This window comes from Fibrivirga algicola (assembly GCF_011742925.1).
In the GTDB taxonomy this organism is placed as follows: domain Bacteria; phylum Bacteroidota; class Bacteroidia; order Cytophagales; family Spirosomataceae; genus Fibrella; species Fibrella algicola.
In genome coordinates, this window is record NZ_WAEL01000005.1 from 111,984 (window position 1) to 132,770 (window position 20,787).

The following is a 20,787-nucleotide window of genomic DNA, read 5'->3' on the forward strand; positions in this document are numbered from 1 at the left end:
CTACTCGTTCTATAAATTGCACGCTGAATGAGCTACAGAGAATCCGTTATTTATCAGATATACCCCCGTTCGTTTGCTGATTCAGATGGCGACGGCATTGGTGATCTGCAGGGCATCATCGGCAAGCTGGATTACCTCGCCGAGTTGGGCGTAGACATTCTGTGGCTAAGCCCTATTTTTCAGTCGCCCAATGCAGATAATGGCTACGACATTGCTGACTATGAAGCGATCATGCCCGAGTTTGGCACGATGGCCGATTTCGATGCGTTGCTGGCCGGAGCGCATCAGCGGGGCCTGAAACTGATTCTTGATCTGGTTGTCAACCATAGTTCAGATGAGCACCGCTGGTTTCAGGAGAGCCGCCGGAGCAAGACGAACCCGTACCGCAATTATTATATCTGGCAATCGCCCCGCCCCGATGGGTCGCCGCCCAACAACTGGCAATCGTTTTTCTCCGGACCTGCCTGGAAGCTGGATGAGCAGACTGGTGAGTATTACCTCCATCTTTTCGCCGATAAACAGCCCGACCTGAACTGGGAACACGAGCTCCTGCGGCAGGAAATTTACCAGATGATGCGTTTTTGGCTCGACAAAGGCGTTGACGGTTTCCGGATGGACGTAATTCCGTTTTTGTCGAAAGAACCAGGATTCCCTGATTATCCCGAAGGGCGGTTCGGCGACCTGACGATTCACGCCAATGGGCCGCGTATCCACGAATTTTTGCAGGAGATGCACCGGGAGGTACTAGCCCGTTATACGGCCTATGACGGCACACCGCTGATTACGATCGGGGAGGGCTTTGGCGTATCGGCCGGGCAGGCCAACTTGTATGTGGGTGAAAACCGTCGTGAGTTGGGCATGATCTACCATTTCGATCATGCCGTACCGCGCGAAGAGTACCGTTTTCTAAACCCGGCCCCCGAACTGACCCTGCCTGAACTGAAAGCTATTTTTGCCGGGTGGAACAAGGCCCTGGATACCACTGACAACGTACCTGACCCTACGGGCCCAGGCTGGCAGAACGTGTATTTCGGTAATCACGACAACCCGCGCGTGCTGTCGCGGTTTGGTGAACCCGACGGATTCCATGACGAGTCGGGTATGTTGCTGGCTACTGTTCTGCTTACGCAACGCGGTACGCCAGGCATTTACCAAGGCGACGAGATAGGCATGAGCAACTGCCCATTTGCCTCCGTTAGTGAGTTCGACGATATTCAGGTGAAAAACGCGTACCGGGAATTGGTAGAAAAGGGCGGTGGATCTGCATCAAAATTCCTGACCGTAGCCAACCGCATTGCCCGCGATCACGCCCGCACGCCGATGCAGTGGGCCAACGTACCCGGCGCAGGATTCACAACCGGAACGTCTTGGCTGAAAGTCAATCCGGCTGTGGCGCAGGTAAATGTAGTGGCGCAGCAGCAATCGGCTACGTCGGTGCTGTCGTACTACCAGAAACTGCTTCGCTGGCGAAAGCAAACGCCCGCTATGCACTACGGCACCTACCGCGATTTATTGCCCGATCATCCCACGTTATGGGCTTTCGAGCGAAACCTGAACGGGGTCAGGTACGTTACCGTTGCCAATTTTTCTGGTCAGGCGTCCGTACTTCCACCGGGGTTGGCAGGCACGGCCGTACTGGGTAATTACAACAGCATGACCAGCGAACTACAGCCCTGGGAAGCTCGGATAATGACCCCGAATTAGTGATCGGCTATTCTACTTCTGTCATGGAACGCCAGATGGATTTGGCGGCAGATTGCAAAAAACCGGGGCCTTCTGATTTACCCTGATTGAACTCCAGAACATAACCGTCGGGATCAGATACGTAGAGTGTGGTGATGCCTGTTATCAAGCTTTGTTTTGATACTGCCACTCCCCGTTGCCGGAGCTGTTGTTCTGTTTGCTTCAACGAACTGACAACCAGGGCCAGATTGGTACCGGCTGTTCGGCTGGCATCGGTACGGCCTTCGACCAGCCTGATCTGCTGGCCCCCACCGATGTCGAACCAGGCTTGTGAATTGGCTATTCCACTGGGAACAGCTACTGGTTTTAGGCCAAGTACGTTATTGTAAAAAGGGATGCTAGCCCCCAGCGATTTGACCGGTAGCACTATGTGGCTATATCGTTGAATACCAAGCCGGCCTTGTGCGGCCGCACAGAGCGAAGCAAGCATAAGCAAGACCGTCAATCGTTGTTTCATACGTTGTATTCGTTTCGTTTGGCAAGTTACGGCCTGGTGGGGACGTCTTTGCTACTAATCAGCAATAGATAGATGCTAAAACAGGGTCCATTCGTTGCATGACGATGTCGTAAAATAACGTATTAGCCCCGTAAGACGGGGCCTGCTATAACATAGCGAACGGCTGAAAGTTACGTCGATGAATGAGTTAGACCTTAGGGTTCGAATGTGGTAGTAGCAGCCGCTAGTCAACAATATGGCCTACAAACTGGGCGGTGTTGTCGATCACCGCTCCGCCGCGCCTGAAACCCAACCCGCATGCCTCGCCGGCGAAAAAGACGCCTGCCTGATAGCGGTTTCCGGCTGCATCCTGTGGAAAATCAACGTATTGCTGGTAGATAGCTGGCTGGTCGCCATAGTCGCCATCAACGGCTTGAGTAACCTGCCCAGTGGCATCGAGCAGTCGAACGTTGGCCCCTTCGCGACCAAATAATACTTTCTCGACCGATGGCTTTCCGGGGAGCGGCTGCGTGGCTGTTTCGAGCAATAGTGGATGATCAGGGAAGAGCTCCCAAAGCACTTTCAGCATGTATTTCGACTGAAACAGCAGAGCGTAGGCTGGATTCATGATGACGACCTTCCGCTCGCGCACCAGTTGCGTTAGTATACCGGCCAGTTCGGGTTCGTCGTTGCCGATGTATTCCCAGGGGATGAGCTTGAACCAGAAATCGAAGCGGGTGAATGCGCCATTGTCGAACCGGTAAATGCCTTCGGTAGCCGAAAATTCAACCTCGTCGATGTAGGCGAAGGCCACCTCAAAACCGGCTTCGCGGGCGGCTTCGCCCAGTAGTGCTACATTGGCATCGTCTTCGGCAGAGTCGCGCATGGCCGACAGCAACAGCGTGGGTGTGAGGTCGGCATTTTGCGCCCTTATTTCCTCAAACTGAGCTACCAGCGCTTCAAAAACGGCGTTTACCTGCTGGCTTTCATCGAGCCCATTGGCTTTCAGGTGCGCGTACTGTACCACAGCCGTTTCGGGCAGGCAGGTAGCTGTGTCGGCATTAAATTCAATGAGTTTTACGGGCGTGTTATCGATGCCGCCTGCCAGATCGAAACGCCCATAGAGCAGGATGTTCCGATCATCGTCCCAGGAATGACGGATGAGCTCGATCAGGTTAGCAGGAATACCCAGCTCAGCAAAGCGGTCCTGATCGATCACGTGCTGACCGGCCTCGACCAGCAGTTCGAACAGGCGATTGGCGGCTTCAGCATAAGCCATTGCCTGCTGCACGTTGAGTTGAACAACTTCGTTGGTGAGGTACGGCAGGGTATCGGTGCCCAGCATCCAGTCCCACCCGATTTGCCGCAACTGTGCATCGGGTGACTGGGGGAGGGGTTTAAGGGAGATCATTTCGGTTTAATGTTTGTCGTTTGTGCGGTCCGCCGCTGCGGTTTGTGGTTGCGCTGCTACATAAGCGGTTGCGTAGAGTAGCAACGCAACCACAAACATCAAACGACAACCCACAAACTTATTTATCCCGAAAAGCCACGTCCGCTAGAGCCACGGCTGAAGAAACCGCTGCGGCCACCCGACGGACGGCTGGTCACTACCCGCGATGAGGTGACAGTTCGGCCTAATTGCTGCGAGCGATTATAGGTATTGGGGTTCGTGTAAAAGCCTGAGCTGTAGCGTTGTTCGTTATAACGCGGTGCCGTGCTACGCCCGATCATGTAGCCCAGACCACCCCACAGCAGTGCGTTGGCAAGGCCGTTGGAGTGATGCTGCCCATACGAACCGGGGTCATTGAAATACCGGCTTGTCGACGGGTCGTTCTGCACCAGTTTCCGGGCTGCTTCTACACTCAGCGTATCGGCGTGGCCGTCTTTGTACTTCACAATGGCCCCCGACTGAGAGGGATCAGCCTCTACTTCGTCGGTAATTTTAAACTCGCCCGGAGCCGTTTCAGTAATGACCGAACGGACTCCTTTTTTAAAGGTAACGGTCTCTTGGGCGGGTCCATCGCCGTAGCTGCCCCCGGCTTCTTCAGACCGGTTGTTGCCGCAGCTTTGGAGCATCACTGTTCCATTTACCAGAGCGATGGTGAGCGTAGTGCTCAGTGTTATGTCTTTAACACGCCGTAACAGCGTGCCTTGCTTGAGTATGGTCATGAGTGTTAACGGCCTGTATACGTATACTAAACTACAATCAGCCAGTGCTGGTTGCAATCGCTTTTGGGCAGGCGGTTCCGGGGCTGGGCAAGCGTTAGTTGGGCGGGGTGAGTGGGGTTGAGCAACGTACCTGCTACTCAACCATGGATTTTTGTCATCCTGAAGATTTTGTCATTCCGACGTTAGAAGGGATGACAAAATCTTCAGGATGACAGGCCTCTAGAGCCTAATGTCTGTGTTACCCCGCCAGTTCCATGGACAGGAACTTGCCGGTGTAGCTGCCTTTGGTTTTGGCAACTTTTTCGGGGGGGCCTTCGGCAATGATGGTGCCGCCTTTATTTCCACCTTCGGGGCCGAGGTCGATCACGTGGTCCGAGACTTTGATCACGTCGAGGTTGTGTTCGATCACCAGCACCGTGTTGCCTTTGTCGACGAGCTTTTGCAGCACGCCGAGCAGCAGGGCGATGTCCTGGAAGTGCAGGCCCGTGGTGGGTTCGTCCAGAATGTACATGGTCTTGCCCGTGTCTTTCTTCGACAGTTCTTCGGCCAGCTTCACCCGTTGTGCTTCCCCACCCGAAAGAGTCGTGGCGTGTTGACCTAGCGTGATGTAGCCGAGGCCCACATCGCTGAGGGTCTGGACTTTGCGGATGATCTTTGGCTGGCTCTGGAAAAATTCGAGTGCCTGCTCAACGGTCATGTCGAGCACGTCGGCGATGGATTTTCCTTTGAAACGTACCTCCAATGTTTCACGGTTGAAGCGCTTGCCTTTGCAGGTTTCGCAGGGTACGTGTACGTCGGGCAGAAACTCCATTTCGATCTTCTTCATGCCCGCGCCTTCGCAGTCTTCGCAGCGGCCGCCTTTCACGTTGAACGAGAAACGGCCCGGCTTATACCCCCGAATTTTGGCTTCCGACAGTTCGGCAAACAGCGTGCGAATTTCCGAGAACATACCCGTGTAGGTAGCCGGATTCGAGCGCGGGGTACGTCCAATCGGCGACTGATCTACCTCGATGACCTTATCCAGAAACTCCAGCCCTTCCACGCTCTTGTGCGGCATCGGCTCGCGCTTCGACTTGTAGAAGTGCCGGTTCAGCACCGGGAACAGCGTATCGTGAATCAGCGATGATTTGCCGCTACCCGACACGCCCGTGATGCTGATCATGCGGCCAAGCGGCAGTTTCAGGGTAGCGTTTTTCAGGTTGTTACCTGTTGCGCCCTTGATGATCAGAAATTTACCGCTGCCTTTACGCCGTTCGGCAGGTACGTCGATGTTCGTACGACCGCTGAGGTAATTGGCGGTGGTGCCGCCTTTCTGAATGAATTCGGCCGGCGTTCCGTAGCTCACCACCTGCCCGCCATGCCGCCCCGCGCCAGGACCAATATCCAGGATATAGTCCGACTCGAGCATCATGTCTTTGTCGTGCTCAACAACCAGCACGGTGTTGCCCAGATCGCGCAGGTTTTTCAGCGATTCAATCAGTTTTACGTTGTCGCGCTGATGGAGGCCGATACTTGGTTCGTCCATAATGTACAGTACGCCAACGAGTTGGGTGCCGATCTGCGTAGCCAGCCGGATACGTTGCGCTTCCCCGCCCGAGAGCGTTTTCAGCGACCGGTTCAACGTCAGGTAATCCAGCCCAATATCGACGAGGAAACCAATGCGCTTGCGAATTTCCTTCAGGATCTCTTTGGCAATCGTGTTCTGCCGGTCGGTCATCCGCGACTCTACGTCGACGAACCACTCGGCCAGTTCGGCGATGTCCATATTGGCCAGCTCGGAGATGTTCTTCTCGGCCACTCGGAAATACTGCGATTCCTTTTTCAGGCGCGCGCCGTTACATTCCGGGCAGGTGTTGACCACCAGAAAATCGCGCAGCCATTCCTGGATCTTCTCAGAACCCGTTTCCTGCTGCCGTTTCAGAAAGTTAACAATGCCTTCGAACTTGAAATTGTAGTAGTCTTCGCCCGGATGCTTCTTCGACGGAACCGCCGCTTCCTCTTCCGTACCATACATCAACACGTGCAACAGTTCGGGCGGGTATTTGCTGACTGGCGTGGTCAGGTTCATCTTGTATTTTTTCAGGATGACCTCCACTTCTTTGAAAAACCACAGTTCGCGGTATTCGCCCAGTGGCGCAATGGCCCCCCGGCTAATACTCAGTGACTTGTCGGGAATGACCGACTCTTCGGTAATCTCTTCTACCACGCCCAGGCCCTGGCAGACGGGGCACCAGCCGTAGGGCGAGTTAAACGAAAACGAGTTGGGCGATGGCTCGTCATAGCTGATCCCCGATTCGGGGTCCATCAGGTTTTGCGAGAAGTAATGCAGCTTGTCTTTATAGTCGAGCACCTGGATGGCGCCTTTTCCCTGCTTCAACGCCGTAGCTACCGATTGGCTCAGTCGGAAACGATCCTCAAGCGTCGGAACCAGGCGGTCAATCACGATTTCGATGTCGTGCACCTTGTACCGGTCGACTTGCATCTTTGGCACAATATCCTGAATCGCCCCATCGACCCGCACTTTGGTGTAGCCAAGTTTGGCAATCTGCACGAACAACTCGCGGTAGTGTCCTTTCCGACCGCGTACCACCGGAGCCAACAGCGTTGTCTTCTTGTTAGCGTACTGTTCCAGCAGCGTATCCACAATCTGGTCCTGCGATTGGCGGATCATTTTTCGACCCGTTACATACGAGTACGCTTCACCCGCACGGGCGTAGAGCAGACGCAGAAAATCGAAGATTTCGGTGGTGGTGCCAACCGTTGAACGCGGGTTTTTTGAGGTCGTTTTCTGCTCGATAGAAATTACCGGGCTCAAACCGTTGATTTTGTCAACGTCGGGCCGTTCCATATCGCCCAGAAAGGAGCGGGCATAGGCCGAAAAGCTCTCCATGTACCGCCGTTGCCCCTCGGCGTAGATGGTATCAAACGCCAGCGACGACTTGCCCGATCCGCTGATGCCGGTGACGACAACCAGTTTATTTCGGGGAATAGAGACGTCGATGTTTTTGAGGTTATGTTCACGGGCACCGAGCACGTCGATCTGCTCATAGCCGGTTAATTGTACGTCGGTCAGCGGTGAGCGATCCGACTGGGTCGATGGCTCGGCTGTTGGCGTAGTATGGGTTGTTTGTTGTTCCTGCGTCACGTGTTGCTCATTGGCCCAAAGCAATAGGGCTATTCTTAAGATCAACACCCAATCGAAAGGGGGAGTTTCCGGGCACTTTTATTTGTGCGCGATTGCCGTTCAGGTACGTTGACTGATGGCTACTTCGCCGATCCGGCCCCGTTTAGGAGTGCGCCTGCATTAAGGGTACCCGGGTCGGGCGGAGCAATGACGGTGGAACTGGGCTGGTTACCCATCACGTTTTTCAGCACCAATTCATACGACTCCGGCGTCACGCTGACGTCACCCCAGTATGGGTGATCAAGGGCCGCCAGCAGAAAAACCAGCAGACCGATCATGCCTGCCAGCAGGCCAGTCATGCGGGCATGAACCCAGAAGTTTTTCAGCGAGAAGTAATAGGAGGAAATCAGGGTGATAATGGCTCCGATCAGCACGACCGCCCATAACACACCCGGCACGCTGCCCCGTACGGATTCAATTCGCTGGCGCCGCAGTTCAACCATGTTGTTGAAGGCACGCACAGCTTCGGTATGTATAATTTCCTGTCCCGTCGTTTCGGGTTCAGTAGTTAGCAGCTTCTCCTGAAAATCAGTCAGCAGCCCGGCCTCACCGTCGCTGATGCGCCCACGGCGCTGAATGGGCCACGATTTGTTGATGATATAAGCAGTATAGTCTTTCAGCAACTGCCGAAGCTGTTGCTGCTCAGGTTGTTTATAGCCGCTCAGGTCACGGTATAGCACTGTTATGGTGGCCGATTCGTTGGAGGCAATGGACGAAGCCTGCGAGAAATTGCTCCATGTAGCTACGGTTATCAGACCAAGTGTGAGGCCGTAAAGAACAGTGACTGACGAGAAAAACCAGCCGATTGTGCCGTTGTCAAGCAGTAAGGCTAATTCGCTTCGATGAATACGACGATGAACAAAGCCAAGCCCGATCAGCGCGGGGACTACGAATACCAAAACAGTGAGCAACCCGAAAAGCCAGGTCGGCAAATCATATAGCCAGAGCATAGGCAACAATACATCGTCGACCGAACGCCCGGTTTCATCGTTCGTCAGCATAGGTTCACGTAGCTATATCAACCCCAGGTTTGGGATGTAGGTACGTCACCTGTAGATACTACCCTTTCTGGCAGATGTTTCGTAAAGCGACTATGAGGGAGAAAGTAAGAGGTTCTGCGAGCAGGGCTAATGGGTGCCTCCGTAGATCAGTTCACCGGCTTTGATGGCTACTGTCAGGCGGTTGGCGGCAGGTGGAATAGGGCAGGCGTATCCTTCTTTGTAAGCGCAGTACGGATTATAGGCCTTGTTGAAGTCGAGTTCAAGCTTGCCATTCTGAATCTGCCCGGTCCGTATATCGAGATAGCGACCGCCACCATACGTTTCTTTGCCGGATGTGGCGTCGGTGAAGGGCAAAAACAGGTAGTCGCGGTACATGGGGTTGGTAGCCAGGCTCAGACTCCGGTAGATCGTCAGCTGGCACGGCTTACCATCGATCAAAAAAGAAAGGGTGGCGTAGGGTGCCTCTGCTGCGGTTTTGTTGGCCATCGACGTGGGTAGGTCAACCGGCTTCGATCCCGGTAGGCGCTGAACAGTAGCTGTTACCCGGTAAGCGGAGTCGGCAGGGTAGAATCGAAGCAGATCTACGGCTTCTTTTGTCTGTAACGGGCTACCTCCACTGCCAAGAAATTCAGCTTTGTAATGTTCGCGATGCTGTTTAATCGCCTGTTCATACGGCGACTGAGCAACGGCTGAAAGACGGAGCAGGCAAAAGAAGATAATGTATAGACGCATAGAGGTATGGGTTGTGCCAGTTTCAGCAGCTACGGTAAACCAGACGAAGCCTTTGTGGAACGGGTCTGATCCTGGTAGTCCTTACTGGTTGCCGGTTGTCTTCGCTGACGGACTCTGGGTTCCTTGTAAGGTCAGGGCGATGTCGCGGTTAGTGGTGAGGGCCTGGCCGGGTTCCAGCGACTGGCCAACGACTTTGCCGCGACCTTGTGCCGTAACGCGTAACCCCCGGTTTTCTAGCAGGGGTAAGGCATCGCGCAGGGCTAATCCGCGTACATCAGGCACTCGGTCTTTTCGGACGGGTACGCTTTGCCATGACCCACCTTCACTGCGACGTACCCACCCTTCGGCGGCGGGCTGGCTGTCGATGTTCAACTCATTGCCAATTGTATGCAGATCATCGGCGTAACCGGCGCTGGCCAGCATAGCCCCCGATCTGGCTGCTTTATTTTTCCGTACGCGCATGGGTGCGTGAATGTCAATGTCGTAGGCATAGATTCGATCGGCCACTTCTTTGAACACCGGTGCCGACACGCTACCCGCATACAGCAGGTTGACGTTTTCACCGTGTGGATTGTCGACCATTGTCAACACGCTGTATTTGGGTTTGTCGGCGGGGAAGTACCCAATAAAGGAGGTGTAATACCGGCCTTTCTGGTATAAGCCGTTCACTATTTTCTGGGCTGTTCCGGTCTTACCGGCAATCGAGTAATGCGGGTTCTGTACGTTGCGAGCCGTTCCGTGCGTGACCACTCCCTCCAGCATTCTCTTCACTAACCGAATGGTTTCAGGCTTTGCAATCGGGTTCGGCGACGCGTAAGGCTCCGTTTCTTCGATGACCTCACCGGCCAGTTTAATCTGCTTCACCAGCATAGGACGTACCCACTTGCCGTCGTTGGCAACGGCATTGTAAAACGTCAGCATTTGCAGGGGGGTAAGTTGCATCTCATAGCCATACGACATAAATGTCAGCGACGTCTTGCTCCATCCTTTCATGTCGGGATTGCGCATCACCGGCGGCGCTTCACCCTTCATGTGAATCCCCGTTGGCCGGTTCAGGTGGAATTTGCGCAGGTATTGGCAATACAAATCGGGACGGGCATAGAAGTAACTCTGCATCATCAGGTGAATGCCGACGTTCGATGACTTCTCGAATACTTGCTGCGCCGTGATGCTACCCGAAGCACCGCCTTTCGAATCGGCCACCTCAACGCCATGATACCGCACTGCATGATTGCCGGTGTGGATCATCTTTTCCGGATAAATTGCTTTCTCTTCCAGCAGGGCCATCATCGTGGCCAGTTTGAAGGTGCTGCCAGGGTCGGTACGGCCAGCCAGGGCGTGGTTGAAGTTTTCAACGTACCCATCCTCCTGCTTGGTCAGGTTGGCCAGTGCGCGGATTTCGCCCGTCTGCACATCCATCACGATCACGCACCCTTTGTCGGCATTGTAGTTGATCAGGGCCTTCTTCAGCGCTGTTTCGGCAATGTCCTGAAAATTTACGTCGAGGGTCGTGTGCAGGTCGAGACCAGCCTCCGGCTTCATGTCGGGCCCGTCATCAACGGGTTTTTTTACGCCGCCAGCCAGGATTTCGACCAGCCCAACGGCATTTTTTCCGGCCAAAACGGGCTGGAATGACGCTTCGAGGCCCATCTGCCCCTGCATGTTGCGCGGATTTAAATCGCCAACCGTTCGCAGGGCCATTTGCCCATACGGGTGGTAGCGTTCATAATAAGCCCGCAGGCCACCGCCCCGCGCCGACAGTTTTTTGGTAGCGCGGAAAAAAGGCCAGGTTAACATCTGCTGCCGTTCGTCGAACGAAATCCGACGGCGGTTGAGCAGAAGGTATTTTCGGTTGCTCTGCCGCGCCGCCCGAACCAGACTGGTATACTCTCGGGCCGATTTGTCGCGGAACATACCCGACAGCAACAGGCCCAGCGAGTCTACTTTACTGTTGAAATACGTGTCTTTGGCTACGCGCGGGTCGATACCCACTTCGTAAGTCGGCAGCGACGTGGCGAGCAGGCTCCCGTCGCGGGCATAGATGTCGCCACGTTTGGCCCGGATCGTATCCTGCCGAATCTGAAACCCTTCGATGCGATCATGCCAGTATTTGCCTTTAAAGGTGGCGAAATACTGCATATACACCAGCCGGGCAGTGATTGCTACCCCCAGCAATACCAGAAAATAGAAGGCGTGCCGTGACCGGATGAGGAATTCTTCTTTGATGTTCATCGCTCAATGAGCAAATGAATAAACGAGTCAATGAGGGAGTAGACTTCGCTGGTTACCAGTTGGGGAGCAGTATAGCCTATTCCTTCATTCACTCATTTACTCACTCACGATTAGTTTCGTTGGGGGGCTTTGGCTATCGAGGAGACTATCCGCGAATACGCGTTTGCTGAGCTCTGACTGTTTGCTGCTTTGCGCCAGTTTCGCCTCGAGCGTAGTGGCTTGCGCGCGTAACTCATCTACGTCGGTACGGGTGCGGTGAATGCGGCGGACCAACCGTTCGGCGTTGTGGTTCAGACCAATATAGAGCACTAGTAGCAACGTTACCCACAAAATGCGGTTAATATTCCGGATGGGCCAGGCGTTGTCGGAGCCAAAGAGCTTATCAAAGCCCATCACTTCGTTGATCCAGACCGCAAGGCGATTGGGTCGCCGTTTCCGCCGCGCCGGTTTCACCGGTGGTTGATGCTTAAACGTGTTGAGGGCCATGGGAAGTCAGTAAACAGAAGCTAGTAAACTTATTTTTTCTCTGCTATTCTCAGTTTCGCACTTCGGGCTCTTGGGTTGCTGGCTACTTCCTCGGCGCTGGCTTCTACGGGCTTGCGCGTAACGGATTGCAATGGCTTGATCTCGTTGCCATACAAGTCTTTCTCTACCTCGCCCGAAAACTTGCCTTTGTTAATGAAGTTCTTCACCAGCCGGTCTTCCAGCGAGTGATAGCTCATCACCACGAGTCGGCCACTGGGGGCCAATACGTCCGGCGTTTGTTCCAGAAACTCTTCCAGCACTTTCAGTTCGTCGTTCACTTCAATGCGTAACGCCTGGAATACCTGCGCAAAGTACTTGTTTTCCTTGCCTCTGGGCGCACATCGTTTCAACGCATCTTTCAGGTCGTTGATTGTCTGAATGGTCTGGTTGGCCCGGGCTGAAACCAGCGCGGCTGCGGCCGTACGGGCGTTGGTGAGTTCGCCATACATGCCCAAAATGCGGTGAAGATCGGCCTCAGGATAAGAGTTAACCACCTGCTGGGCTGTGAGATCGCCCTGCTGGTTCATACGCATATCGAGATCGGCCTGGAAACGCGTTGAAAAGCCCCGTTCGGGTGTGTCGATCTGGTGCGACGAAATGCCCAGATCGGCCAGTATACCATCTACCTGCCGTACGCCATAGAGGCGCAGGTAGCGTTTCAGGTTACGGAAATTGGCGGCAATAAACGTTAGTCGGGGATCATTGATCGCTGCCGCATTGGCGCGGGCATCGGGGTCCTGGTCAAATACCAGCAATTTGCCTGCCTGCCCTTTGTCCCCCGGCTGCAAGGCGTCGAGGATAGCCCGGCTATGACCGCCGCCTCCGAAGGTCACGTCGACATAGACCCCGCCTGGTTTCAGGGCGAGACCGTCGATGCATTCGGCCAGCATAACGGGATTATGATATTCGGTAGTCATAGGGCGTGGGGTTAAGGTAGCTCGTTGGAAAAGCCTTATACAAACTTAGCAAAACCCGGCCAATGACGCCCTCATAAGCTGGCAGACCGGCTTATTTTGTGAGGGGCAGGTGCAGCCTGACGTTGATTGTTGGTGGCGAAACCCGGCTGAACCCCGCCACAAGTTGATAGAACACAGGTAGGCTGGCCGACACTGAAAGCATTTTCTTATAGGATAGCCCGGCACCGGTATCTAACGGGCCGAGTACTATGGACATGCCCGTGTACCACATCCCCTGTACCGCACCCGTGCCGAAGTAGCGGCCACCATACACCGCCAGATTTGTTCGAAAATCATTGATGGTAGCACCCTGGTAAGAAATCCTGGCCACTTCAGCAATCAGGAAATAGTTGTTGAAGCGTTGCGGCAGCAATAGGCGAATCGATAAACCGAACTGCATAGCCTTTCCGTACCGGATAGGGTCGTTTACATCATTGGCAGACGGTATATGGCTGTTAACAGCGCCAAGGCTGATTTTTATTTTGCCATAATCCTGCTGCTCCTGATATACCCGACTATCTATACGGCAATACGAGTGGTACTCTCTCAGCAAGGCCATGATGGCCGTTTCAGTATAGCCGAGGTCATCAGTTCGAAGTGTAGGACATTCATTCAGCAGGGTTTTCAATTTGTTCCTAAAGAGTGGGTTGTCGTATTCGCCTCGTTTCGTATCGGTTGTAACCATAGTCTGGATGTAGTCGAGCGGATGGAGGAGGCCGTCTTTTTCGAGGAAAAACCGTTTTCTGTTTTGGCCGTCGAAAAAGCGGTAAAACCGGACGGCGTCGCTTTCGAGTAACAGTTCGAGCAGGAGGTAAGCGGTTGTTGGCTGACCGACTAAAGCAGCGGCAATGCTGGACGTTGATTTCTTGTAAACCGAAAACGAGACCTGCCGCCCATCGTACACACGATCGGGAGCGATTACCATTCGTCGGATTTCTTTTGCCGCAACTTCCCGTGTGGTTCCGCCCGAAGGCGTGAAGTTGATGGCAGTAGGCGAAACGTCCCAATCATAATAATTTACCTGCCCAAGCAAGGTGTCGCTCTGCGTAATGACGGTGGCCGAACGGAGCTCAAACTGACTGTAGGCCGGAGTTGATACGGCGAGTAACCGGATGGTGAACGTAAGGAAAATAAGTCGGGTGACTAACAGGTGGATCGGCATGGCGAGTGGAATGGGTACGCTTGATGAGCTACGCATACTTGTTGGTAGACAAACATAGCGTACACAAGCTGTACCAATTCCGTTAAACGCCAGATTATAGGTAGACCTGCCGGTTCAGCTGTATGGGTAATAGACCGGGGGAGTAAAAACCCTCACCAGTTAGTTGCCGCTGGTCATCTCAGGTACGTAGGGTGCCTCGCTAGAGATGATCCGGTCGGTTCGCAGGCGTCGAACGATCTGTTCGGCATTGGGGACAACCCCACCGGGAGCTTGCGCAATGGCTTTCCAGAACGACTTCTGTGTGCTCATGTCGGTCATCTCCAGCAACACCTCGTCAGTCGATCGGATGTACTCGCCCGATCCGGTTGTGTAATTGCGGTACGGATTGATCGTTAGCATCACCTGACTGCGGCAGGCCGTCAGTTGTTTATTAATCAGACTATCGGGGTTACCGAACGCCAGTGGCCCGGCTTCAACGATACACACTTCATATTGCCTGGGAAACATGTTGAGAAACATGTAGAGGTAATCGGGCTTCGCATTGGGCAGCTTCGAAACGACCAGCAAGCGGGTGAATTCCGGAATGGATTTCCGGTCAACGTTACTGTTGAACGACACGCAACCTGTAAGCAGGCCCAGCGTTAGGATGGCAAAAGCAGCTTTCATAAGGTAAGTAGTTTTGTAGAATAGGCCCAACGGCGTTGGTTGTCGCGCATAAGACCTATTTCATGCGTGTAAAGTTTAACAGCGTATCCTCTTTTCTTTGTGAACGGGAGAACCGCTATTTGCTGTTGCCCATGTTGTAAAACTGAGTAAGCCTACGGGCGTCTTGTGTATGAAAAATCTAGTGAAGAACACCTTTATAAGCTTTCTCTTTCTGCCATTCCTACTGAATTGTCAATCGTCGCCAACCGTAAAAACGGGCGTGTGGCGGGCAACGCTGGAGACGAGTGGTGGCCAATTACCGTTTGGCCTTTCAATTGAACCAGCCGCGCAGGCAGGTAAATACACCGTTTTTGCCTTAAACGGCGCTGAACGACTGCCTATGGATGAAGCTACCCTGGTAGGTGATACACTCCGAATTCCGATGGATTTGTTTGAATCGGAGCTGGTAGGCAAGGTGTCTGGCGATAAGCTGACTGGTGTTTGGCGGAAACGGCGGGTTAAAGCTGATTTTCAGGTGGTACCCTTTTCGGCTGAATTCGGGCAGGATTACCGGTTTGCTCCTGCCGGGAAAGCCCCTGCCGCCGACCTGTCGGGTACATGGCAAACGCTGTTTCGGGCGGCTGGAGCTGAGGCTGCTCCGGGCGATACAACCGTTGCGGTCGGCGTATTCAAGCAGCAGGGCTCTGACGTGTCGGGTACGTTTCTGACTCCCACTGGCGATTACCGCTATCTGGCCGGTAATGTGTTTGGCGACAGCCTGTTACTGTCCTGCTTTGATGGAAATCACGCCTTTCTGTTTAAGGCTCGGCTAGCCGGGGCGGGTACAGATCGGACACTGACGGGCGTATTTCATTCAGGACCAACTTATCGCGAAACCTGGACCGCCCGCCTCAACCCGAACGCGACCCTGCCCGACCCAGCGAAACTAACGTACCTGAAACCCGGCCAGCGCTTTAGCTTTGCCTTTCCAGATCCGGCAGGGAAAACGGTGTCGCTGAGCGATCCGCAGTTTAAGGGAAAAGTGACCGTGGTGCAGATTATGGGTTCGTGGTGCCCAAACTGCATGGACGAGACCAAATTTTTAGCGCCCTGGTACGCTAAAAACAAGGCACGCGGTGTCGAGGTGGTGGGGCTTGCTTTCGAGAAAACGGCTGATCTGGCGGAGTATGGGCCAAAATTGACCCGCATGAGCGAACGCTTTCAGATTCAATACCCGGTGTTGCTAGCCGGCACAAATGACAAAGCCGAAGCAGCCAAGTCATTGCCTGCGCTAAGTAGCGTAGTGGCTTTTCCGACTACGATCTTCGTTGACAAAAAAGGAGCGGTACGCCACATCCACACTGGCTTTTCCGGCCCTGGCACGGGGGTGTACTATGACCAGTACGTGGGTGAGTTCAATCGGCTTATCGATAAACTTCTGGCCGAATAATTGCTGCGTGAATTGACATTTGCCTGTTGCACTTGTCAAAGGGCTGTTAAGCCTAACTGTCCGCAGCGAAAAAGGGATATACGTCGGCACAAAAAACCTATGTATCGACACTCGTTTTTTTCTGTGGAGAAGGAATTCGTCATTTGCCATTGTACTTAAAGTCCCCAAAACACATGAAACTTTTACTCCTTCCCGTGGCTGCGTTACTGTCGATGTCAGCTGCTTATGCTCAAACTTGGGCTGTTGATAAGTCTCACTCTCGCGTTGGTTTCACGGTTACGCACCTGTTGCTGTCGGAAGTTGATGGCAACTTCAAAACATTCGACGCGAAAATCACGTCATCGAAGGCTGACCTGTCAGATGCCGTTTTCGAAATGACGGCGGACATCAACTCGGTAGATACCGACAATGAGCGGCGCGATGGTCACCTGAAAAGCCCTGATTGGTTCGATGCGGCTAAGTTTCCAACGCTTGCTTTCAAGAGCACCTCGTTTAAGAAAGTAGACGGTAAGAAATACAAAATCATGGGCGACCTGACGATGCACGGTGTGACCAAGCCAATTACGCTGGATGCCGTACTGACTGGTCCCGTAACGATGGAAGGCCGGGGTGGCAAGCAGGAGAAAGCTGGTCTGAAGGTGAACGGTGTCATCAAGCGGACTGATTTTGGCGTAGGATCGGCTGGTGGTGCTACGGTTAGCGAAGAAGTGGAGCTGAAAGCCGCTGGTGAATTTACCAAGCAGGCAGCCGCTACAGCTGAGAAGAAATAAGATTCCCGTATCCGACTCGATCAGGTACGTTATATAGAAAAGCCGACACGGTCTACTGTGTCGGCTTTTTTTGTGGTTACAATGCGCCGATCTGGTCGATTGACTGGGTCGGAACAGTGCTCAATTGGTAACAGACGAATCCGTTCAACTCGAAAAGATCCGTGTAGATCCGGTTAATCCCTGTACCAGTACACCCACATAAAATTCGTATTTTTGCGGCCTTAACGCGGCCCCGGCCCTATCAGACGGCATGATTGCAAAGACATATTCACCCACCGATATTGAAGCTAAATGGTATCAGTATTGGCTTGATAATAAACTGTTTACCTCTACGCCCGACGAGCGTGAGCCGTACACCATCGTGATTCCGCCACCCAACGTAACGGGTGTGTTGCACATGGGCCACATGCTTAACAATACCATTCAGGACGTGCTGATTCGCAAGGCCCGGATGGAAGGGAAAAATGCCTGCTGGGTGCCCGGTACCGACCACGCCAGTATTGCCACCGAAACTAAAGTGGTGAACATGCTGAAGGAGCGCGGTATCGACAAGAAAGACCTGACCCGCGACGAGTTTCTGGCCTATGCCTGGGAATGGAAGGAAAAGTACGGCGGTATCATCCTGCAGCAACTCCGCAAACTCGGCGCCTCCTGCGACTGGGACCGCACCCGTTTCACGATGGACCCCGCCCTCTACGAATCGGTGATCGACGTTTTTGTTGACCTGTACAACAAAGGGCAGATCTACCGGGGTGTTCGCATGGTAAACTGGGACCCGCAGGGACTCACCGCCGTGTCGGACGAAGAGGTGAACATGAAAGAGGTTCAGCAGAAGCTGAGCTACATCCGCTATGAAATTCAGAGCGACGGCGGCGAGAAGGAATACGTAACGGTTGCTACCGTTCGGCCGGAAACGATCATGGCCGACTCAGCGATCTGCGTAAACCCGAATGATGAGCGGTACACTCACCTGCACGGAAAGTCGGCCCTGATTCCCCTGATCAACCGGCCCATTCCGATCATCACCGACGAATACGTAACGATGGATTTCGGAACGGGTTGCCTGAAAGTGACCCCCGCACACGACCCCAACGACTACGAACTGGGCATTAAACACCGCTTGCCTGTCATCGATATCCTGAACGACAACGGCACGCTGAACGAGAAAGCGCAGATTCTGGTCGGGAAGGACCGGTTTGTGGCTCGGAAAGAGGTTTTAAAGCTGCTGGAAGAGTCGGGCAATCTGGTCAAGACCGAGGAGTATAAGTCGAACGTGGGTTTCTCGGAACGGACCAACGCCGTGATCGAGCCAAAGCTGTCGCTGCAGTGGTTCCTGAAAATGCAGGACATCGCCAAACCCGCCCTGGATGCCGTCATGTCCGACGATATTGCGCTGGTGCCGCCCAAGTATAAGAACATGTACCGCTCGTGGATGGAAGAACCCCACGACTGGTGTATCAGTCGCCAACTGTGGTGGGGGCAGCGAATTCCGGCGTTCTACATGCAGGATGGTACCGTCATTGTCGCCAAAAACAAGCGGGAAGCCCTGCGGAAAGTGCAGCACGAAAGGCTGCTCTTCGCCATGACCGAAGCCGACCTGACCCAGGACGACGACGTGCTGGATACGTGGTTCTCGTCGTGGCTGTGGCCTATTTCAGTATTCGACGGTATCCGTCACCCCGACAACGAAGAGATCAATTATTACTATCCGACCAACGACCTTGTTACGGGTTTTGACATCATTTTCTTCTGGGTTGCCCGGATGGCAATGGCGGGTTTTGAGTACCGGGGAGAGCGGCCATTCAAGAACGTGTATTTCACAGGTATGGTCCGCGACAAGCAGGGCCGTAAAATGTCGAAGCAGCTTGGTAACTCACCCGACCCGCTTGTGCTGATCGACCAGTTCGGTGCCGACGGTGTTCGTACTGGTATGCTCTTCAGCGCCGCCGCTGGTAACGACCTGCTGTTCGACGAAAAACTCTGCGAACAGGGCCGTAACTTCTGCAACAAAATCTGGAACGCGTTCCGGTTAGTGAAAGGCTGGACGGTTTCTCCCGCTGCCAACGTGGGCGACAGCTTGCCCAGCCAGTGGTTCGAAGCTAAACTGAGCCAAACGCTGATCGAAATCGAAGACCATTTCAGCAAGTTCCGGATCTCGGATGCCCTTCAGAGCATTTACAAGCTGATCTGGGACGATTTCTGTTCGCAGTATCTCGAACTGATCAAGCCGACCAGCTATACCGAGAAAGACGCTGACGGGAACTACAGCGGCATTATCGACGAGGCAACGTACCTGGCCACGATCAACTTCTTCGAGCGGTTAATGGCTCTGACGCATCCGTTCATGCCGTTCATCACCGAAGAAATCTGGCAGGATATTCGTGAACGTAAAGACGGCGAAAGCCTGTGTACAGCCGCGTTCCCGAAAGCCGCGTCGATCGACATAGCTGTTCTGGCTGATTTCGATACGCTGTTCGAGATTGTGACCAACATTCGGAATATCCGTAACGCCAAGCAGATTGCCCCGAAGGCAGAGCTGCCCCTGTCGATACGTACCCAGACCCCTGACCGCTTTAAGGCGCTGGAAGGACTGATTCAGAAAATGGCGAACGTACCTGCGATCGAGTATGTATCGGAGAAGCCAGAAAACGCGACCTCGTTCCTGATCAAAGGCGATGAATTCTTTATCGACCTGGCCGATCAACTTGACGAAGAGCAGGAAAAAGAAAAAGCGCAACAGGAGTTAACGTACCTGATCGGTTTCCGCGATTCGGTGTTGAAGAAACTCTCAAACGAGCGTTTCGTTGCCAACGCCAAAGCCGATGTAGTCGAGCGCGAACGACAGAAAGCCGCCGACGCTGAATCAAAAATTGCCTCATTGCAAGCGTTTCTGAATAAGTAGTAACAAGATATAATTCAATTCATAAAAAATGCCCAATCGTTGCTGGTTGGGCATTTTTTATGAGGTGTATATTAGCGTCTTCCAGTCAAAAACTGCCAGAAGGAGCGGCGTTTGGGTGGCTCTTGTCGAGTAATTAGCAGGCCACCGCCAACAATAACACGACTTGGTTCAGCAGGGTACATAGTTAGTAACAAGGGGGGCTGTTCCTTAGTTGTCAAGATCGTTGTGCGTATCCTACCGCCATCTCCTCCCATAATAGATACTCGTAACGAATCGCTAACCTGATCGGCTCGATGAATTGATAACTGAAAGTTGCCACCCTCATCGGTGAGGGTAAACTTGCCATTACGCTCATTCAATACAGTCGCGGATTTGTAAGGAATCCCAGCTTCATCTACCACCCTTCCCCTGACATAGAAGAGAACAGGTTCAGTAAGCGTGAAGACATTTCTGGTTACCAGTGGCGAAAGGCTCGTTGGTGAACTTGCTGTCTGGGTCGGAACTGTTTGCCCTTTTGTTGTTTGCCAGCCCAGCACAAGGGCCACCGCCCAACGTACCCAGCTACCGTGATTGGGTTGCGAACGTATCTGAACCGGCTGGATAGATCTCTCCAATTGATCGGTACGCAGTCGGCCACAGACTGCTCCGCCGTTGTATGTAGCTAACCAGTTGGCCAGTTCACGATCTGAGAAGGTTGAGAAATCATGTACCGTTTTCTGGCAGGCAGCGCAATGCCGGCCGCCGCTCACGGTTGTCATCCGCTCCCAGGGTTCAGAGCAGGGCGTTGGTATAGTAACTACGGCTGGCTGGTTCATAGATCATTCGTATACAGCAAGATATACAAACGTGTACTAAGATGTACAGCCCTACTTTACCAACT

At 53.5% G+C, this 20,787-nt stretch carries 16 protein-coding genes; 4 read left to right on the top strand and 12 right to left on the bottom strand.

The annotated features are described in order from the left end of the window. Positions 1 to 27: 27 nt before the first annotated feature. The gene (locus F7231_RS14590; RefSeq protein WP_166692431.1) at positions 28 to 1,704 is read left to right on the top strand and encodes a glycoside hydrolase family 13 protein; all 1,677 of its coding nucleotides are present in this window, start codon (positions 28 to 30) and stop codon (positions 1,702 to 1,704) included. Positions 1,705 to 1,711: 7 nt separating this feature from the next. On the opposite strand, the gene F7231_RS14595 is transcribed toward F7231_RS14590, so the two are convergent. The 11 genes from F7231_RS14595 to F7231_RS14645 form a co-directional block, all read right to left on the bottom strand. Continuing rightward, positions 1,712 to 2,200: a VOC family protein gene (locus F7231_RS14595; RefSeq protein ID WP_085411503.1), complete on the bottom strand. Its 489-nt coding sequence runs from the start codon at positions 2,198 to 2,200 to the stop codon at positions 1,712 to 1,714. A gap of 223 nt (positions 2,201 to 2,423) precedes the next feature. Next, entirely contained in the window at positions 2,424 to 3,590 is a 1,167-nt protein-coding gene (locus F7231_RS14600) for a glutathionylspermidine synthase family protein (protein WP_166692432.1), read from the bottom strand. A 122-nt stretch (positions 3,591 to 3,712) separates the two neighbouring features. After that, positions 3,713 to 4,348, bottom strand: a complete 636-nt coding sequence (locus tag F7231_RS14605) for a Cj0371 family chemotaxis-regulating polar lipoprotein (protein WP_166692433.1) — start codon at positions 4,346 to 4,348, stop codon at positions 3,713 to 3,715. Positions 4,349 to 4,586: 238 nt separating this feature from the next. Then, entirely contained in the window at positions 4,587 to 7,421 is a 2,835-nt protein-coding gene (uvrA, locus tag F7231_RS14610; RefSeq protein ID WP_229370002.1) for an excinuclease ABC subunit UvrA, read from the bottom strand. Between the two features lie 191 nt (positions 7,422 to 7,612). Then, positions 7,613 to 8,533, bottom strand: coding sequence for a bestrophin-like domain (locus F7231_RS14615; RefSeq protein WP_166692435.1), 921 nt, complete (start codon positions 8,531 to 8,533; stop codon positions 7,613 to 7,615). Positions 8,534 to 8,659: 126 nt separating this feature from the next. Next, entirely contained in the window at positions 8,660 to 9,265 is a 606-nt protein-coding gene (locus F7231_RS14620) for a DUF1684 domain-containing protein (RefSeq protein ID WP_166692436.1), read from the bottom strand. Positions 9,266 to 9,346: 81 nt separating this feature from the next. Beyond that, entirely contained in the window at positions 9,347 to 11,497 is a 2,151-nt protein-coding gene (locus tag F7231_RS14625) for a PASTA domain-containing penicillin-binding protein (protein ID WP_166692437.1), read from the bottom strand. 96 nt (positions 11,498 to 11,593) lie between these two features. Further along, positions 11,594 to 11,983 (bottom strand): FtsL-like putative cell division protein, encoded by a 390-nt coding sequence (locus F7231_RS14630; protein ID WP_085411496.1) that lies wholly within the window; start codon positions 11,981 to 11,983, stop codon positions 11,594 to 11,596. Positions 11,984 to 12,012: 29 nt separating this feature from the next. Beyond that, the gene (gene rsmH, locus F7231_RS14635; RefSeq protein WP_166692438.1) at positions 12,013 to 12,939 is read right to left on the bottom strand and encodes a 16S rRNA (cytosine(1402)-N(4))-methyltransferase RsmH; all 927 of its coding nucleotides are present in this window, start codon (positions 12,937 to 12,939) and stop codon (positions 12,013 to 12,015) included. Positions 12,940 to 13,030: 91 nt separating this feature from the next. Beyond that, complete coding sequence (locus tag F7231_RS14640) at positions 13,031 to 14,176, bottom strand: hypothetical protein (protein ID WP_166692439.1); 1,146 nt, start codon at positions 14,174 to 14,176, stop codon at positions 13,031 to 13,033. A 123-nt stretch (positions 14,177 to 14,299) separates the two neighbouring features. Next, on the bottom strand, positions 14,300 to 14,806 hold the full coding sequence (locus tag F7231_RS14645) for a hypothetical protein (protein WP_166692440.1): 507 nt from the start codon (positions 14,804 to 14,806) through the stop codon (positions 14,300 to 14,302). A gap of 169 nt (positions 14,807 to 14,975) precedes the next feature. On the opposite strand from F7231_RS14645, the gene F7231_RS14650 reads away from it, so the two are divergent. The 3 genes from F7231_RS14650 to F7231_RS14660 all read left to right on the top strand — a co-directional run bounded on the left by F7231_RS14650 (position 14,976) and on the right by F7231_RS14660 (position 19,907). Further along, a complete protein-coding gene (locus F7231_RS14650) occupies positions 14,976 to 16,235 on the top strand; it encodes a peroxiredoxin family protein (protein ID WP_166692441.1) in 1,260 nt (419 codons plus the stop codon). 173 nt (positions 16,236 to 16,408) lie between these two features. Then, complete coding sequence (locus F7231_RS14655) at positions 16,409 to 17,005, top strand: YceI family protein (protein ID WP_085411491.1); 597 nt, start codon at positions 16,409 to 16,411, stop codon at positions 17,003 to 17,005. 250 nt (positions 17,006 to 17,255) lie between these two features. Beyond that, positions 17,256 to 19,907, top strand: coding sequence for a valine--tRNA ligase (locus F7231_RS14660; RefSeq protein WP_166692442.1), 2,652 nt, complete (start codon positions 17,256 to 17,258; stop codon positions 19,905 to 19,907). 71 nt (positions 19,908 to 19,978) lie between these two features. On the opposite strand, the gene F7231_RS14665 is transcribed toward F7231_RS14660, so the two are convergent. Then, a complete protein-coding gene (locus tag F7231_RS14665) occupies positions 19,979 to 20,722 on the bottom strand; it encodes a hypothetical protein (RefSeq protein WP_166692443.1) in 744 nt (247 codons plus the stop codon). Between the last annotated feature and the right edge of the window lie 65 nt (positions 20,723 to 20,787).

Bases quoted from the DNA above. Each gene is read 5' to 3' on its own strand.
- F7231_RS14605 (WP_166692433.1), bottom strand. From the start codon at position 4,348: ATGACCATACTCAAGCAAGGCACGCTGTTACGGCGTGTTAAAGACATA.
- F7231_RS14665 (WP_166692443.1), bottom strand. From the start codon at position 20,722: ATGAACCAGCCAGCCGTAGTTACTATACCAACGCCCTGCTCTGAACCC.
- F7231_RS14590 (WP_166692431.1), top strand. From the start codon at position 28: ATGAGCTACAGAGAATCCGTTATTTATCAGATATACCCCCGTTCGTTT.
- F7231_RS14650 (WP_166692441.1), top strand. From the start codon at position 14,976: ATGAAAAATCTAGTGAAGAACACCTTTATAAGCTTTCTCTTTCTGCCA.
- F7231_RS14620 (WP_166692436.1), bottom strand. From the start codon at position 9,265: ATGCGTCTATACATTATCTTCTTTTGCCTGCTCCGTCTTTCAGCCGTT.
- F7231_RS14625 (WP_166692437.1), bottom strand. From the start codon at position 11,497: ATGAACATCAAAGAAGAATTCCTCATCCGGTCACGGCACGCCTTCTAT.
- F7231_RS14615 (WP_166692435.1), bottom strand. From the start codon at position 8,533: ATGCTGACGAACGATGAAACCGGGCGTTCGGTCGACGATGTATTGTTG.
- F7231_RS14655 (WP_085411491.1), top strand. From the start codon at position 16,409: ATGAAACTTTTACTCCTTCCCGTGGCTGCGTTACTGTCGATGTCAGCT.
- F7231_RS14630 (WP_085411496.1), bottom strand. From the start codon at position 11,983: ATGGCCCTCAACACGTTTAAGCATCAACCACCGGTGAAACCGGCGCGG.
- F7231_RS14660 (WP_166692442.1), top strand. From the start codon at position 17,256: ATGATTGCAAAGACATATTCACCCACCGATATTGAAGCTAAATGGTAT.
- F7231_RS14645 (WP_166692440.1), bottom strand. From the start codon at position 14,806: ATGAAAGCTGCTTTTGCCATCCTAACGCTGGGCCTGCTTACAGGTTGC.
- F7231_RS14600 (WP_166692432.1), bottom strand. From the start codon at position 3,590: ATGATCTCCCTTAAACCCCTCCCCCAGTCACCCGATGCACAGTTGCGG.
- rsmH (WP_166692438.1), bottom strand. From the start codon at position 12,939: ATGACTACCGAATATCATAATCCCGTTATGCTGGCCGAATGCATCGAC.
- F7231_RS14640 (WP_166692439.1), bottom strand. From the start codon at position 14,176: ATGCGTAGCTCATCAAGCGTACCCATTCCACTCGCCATGCCGATCCAC.
- F7231_RS14595 (WP_085411503.1), bottom strand. From the start codon at position 2,200: ATGAAACAACGATTGACGGTCTTGCTTATGCTTGCTTCGCTCTGTGCG.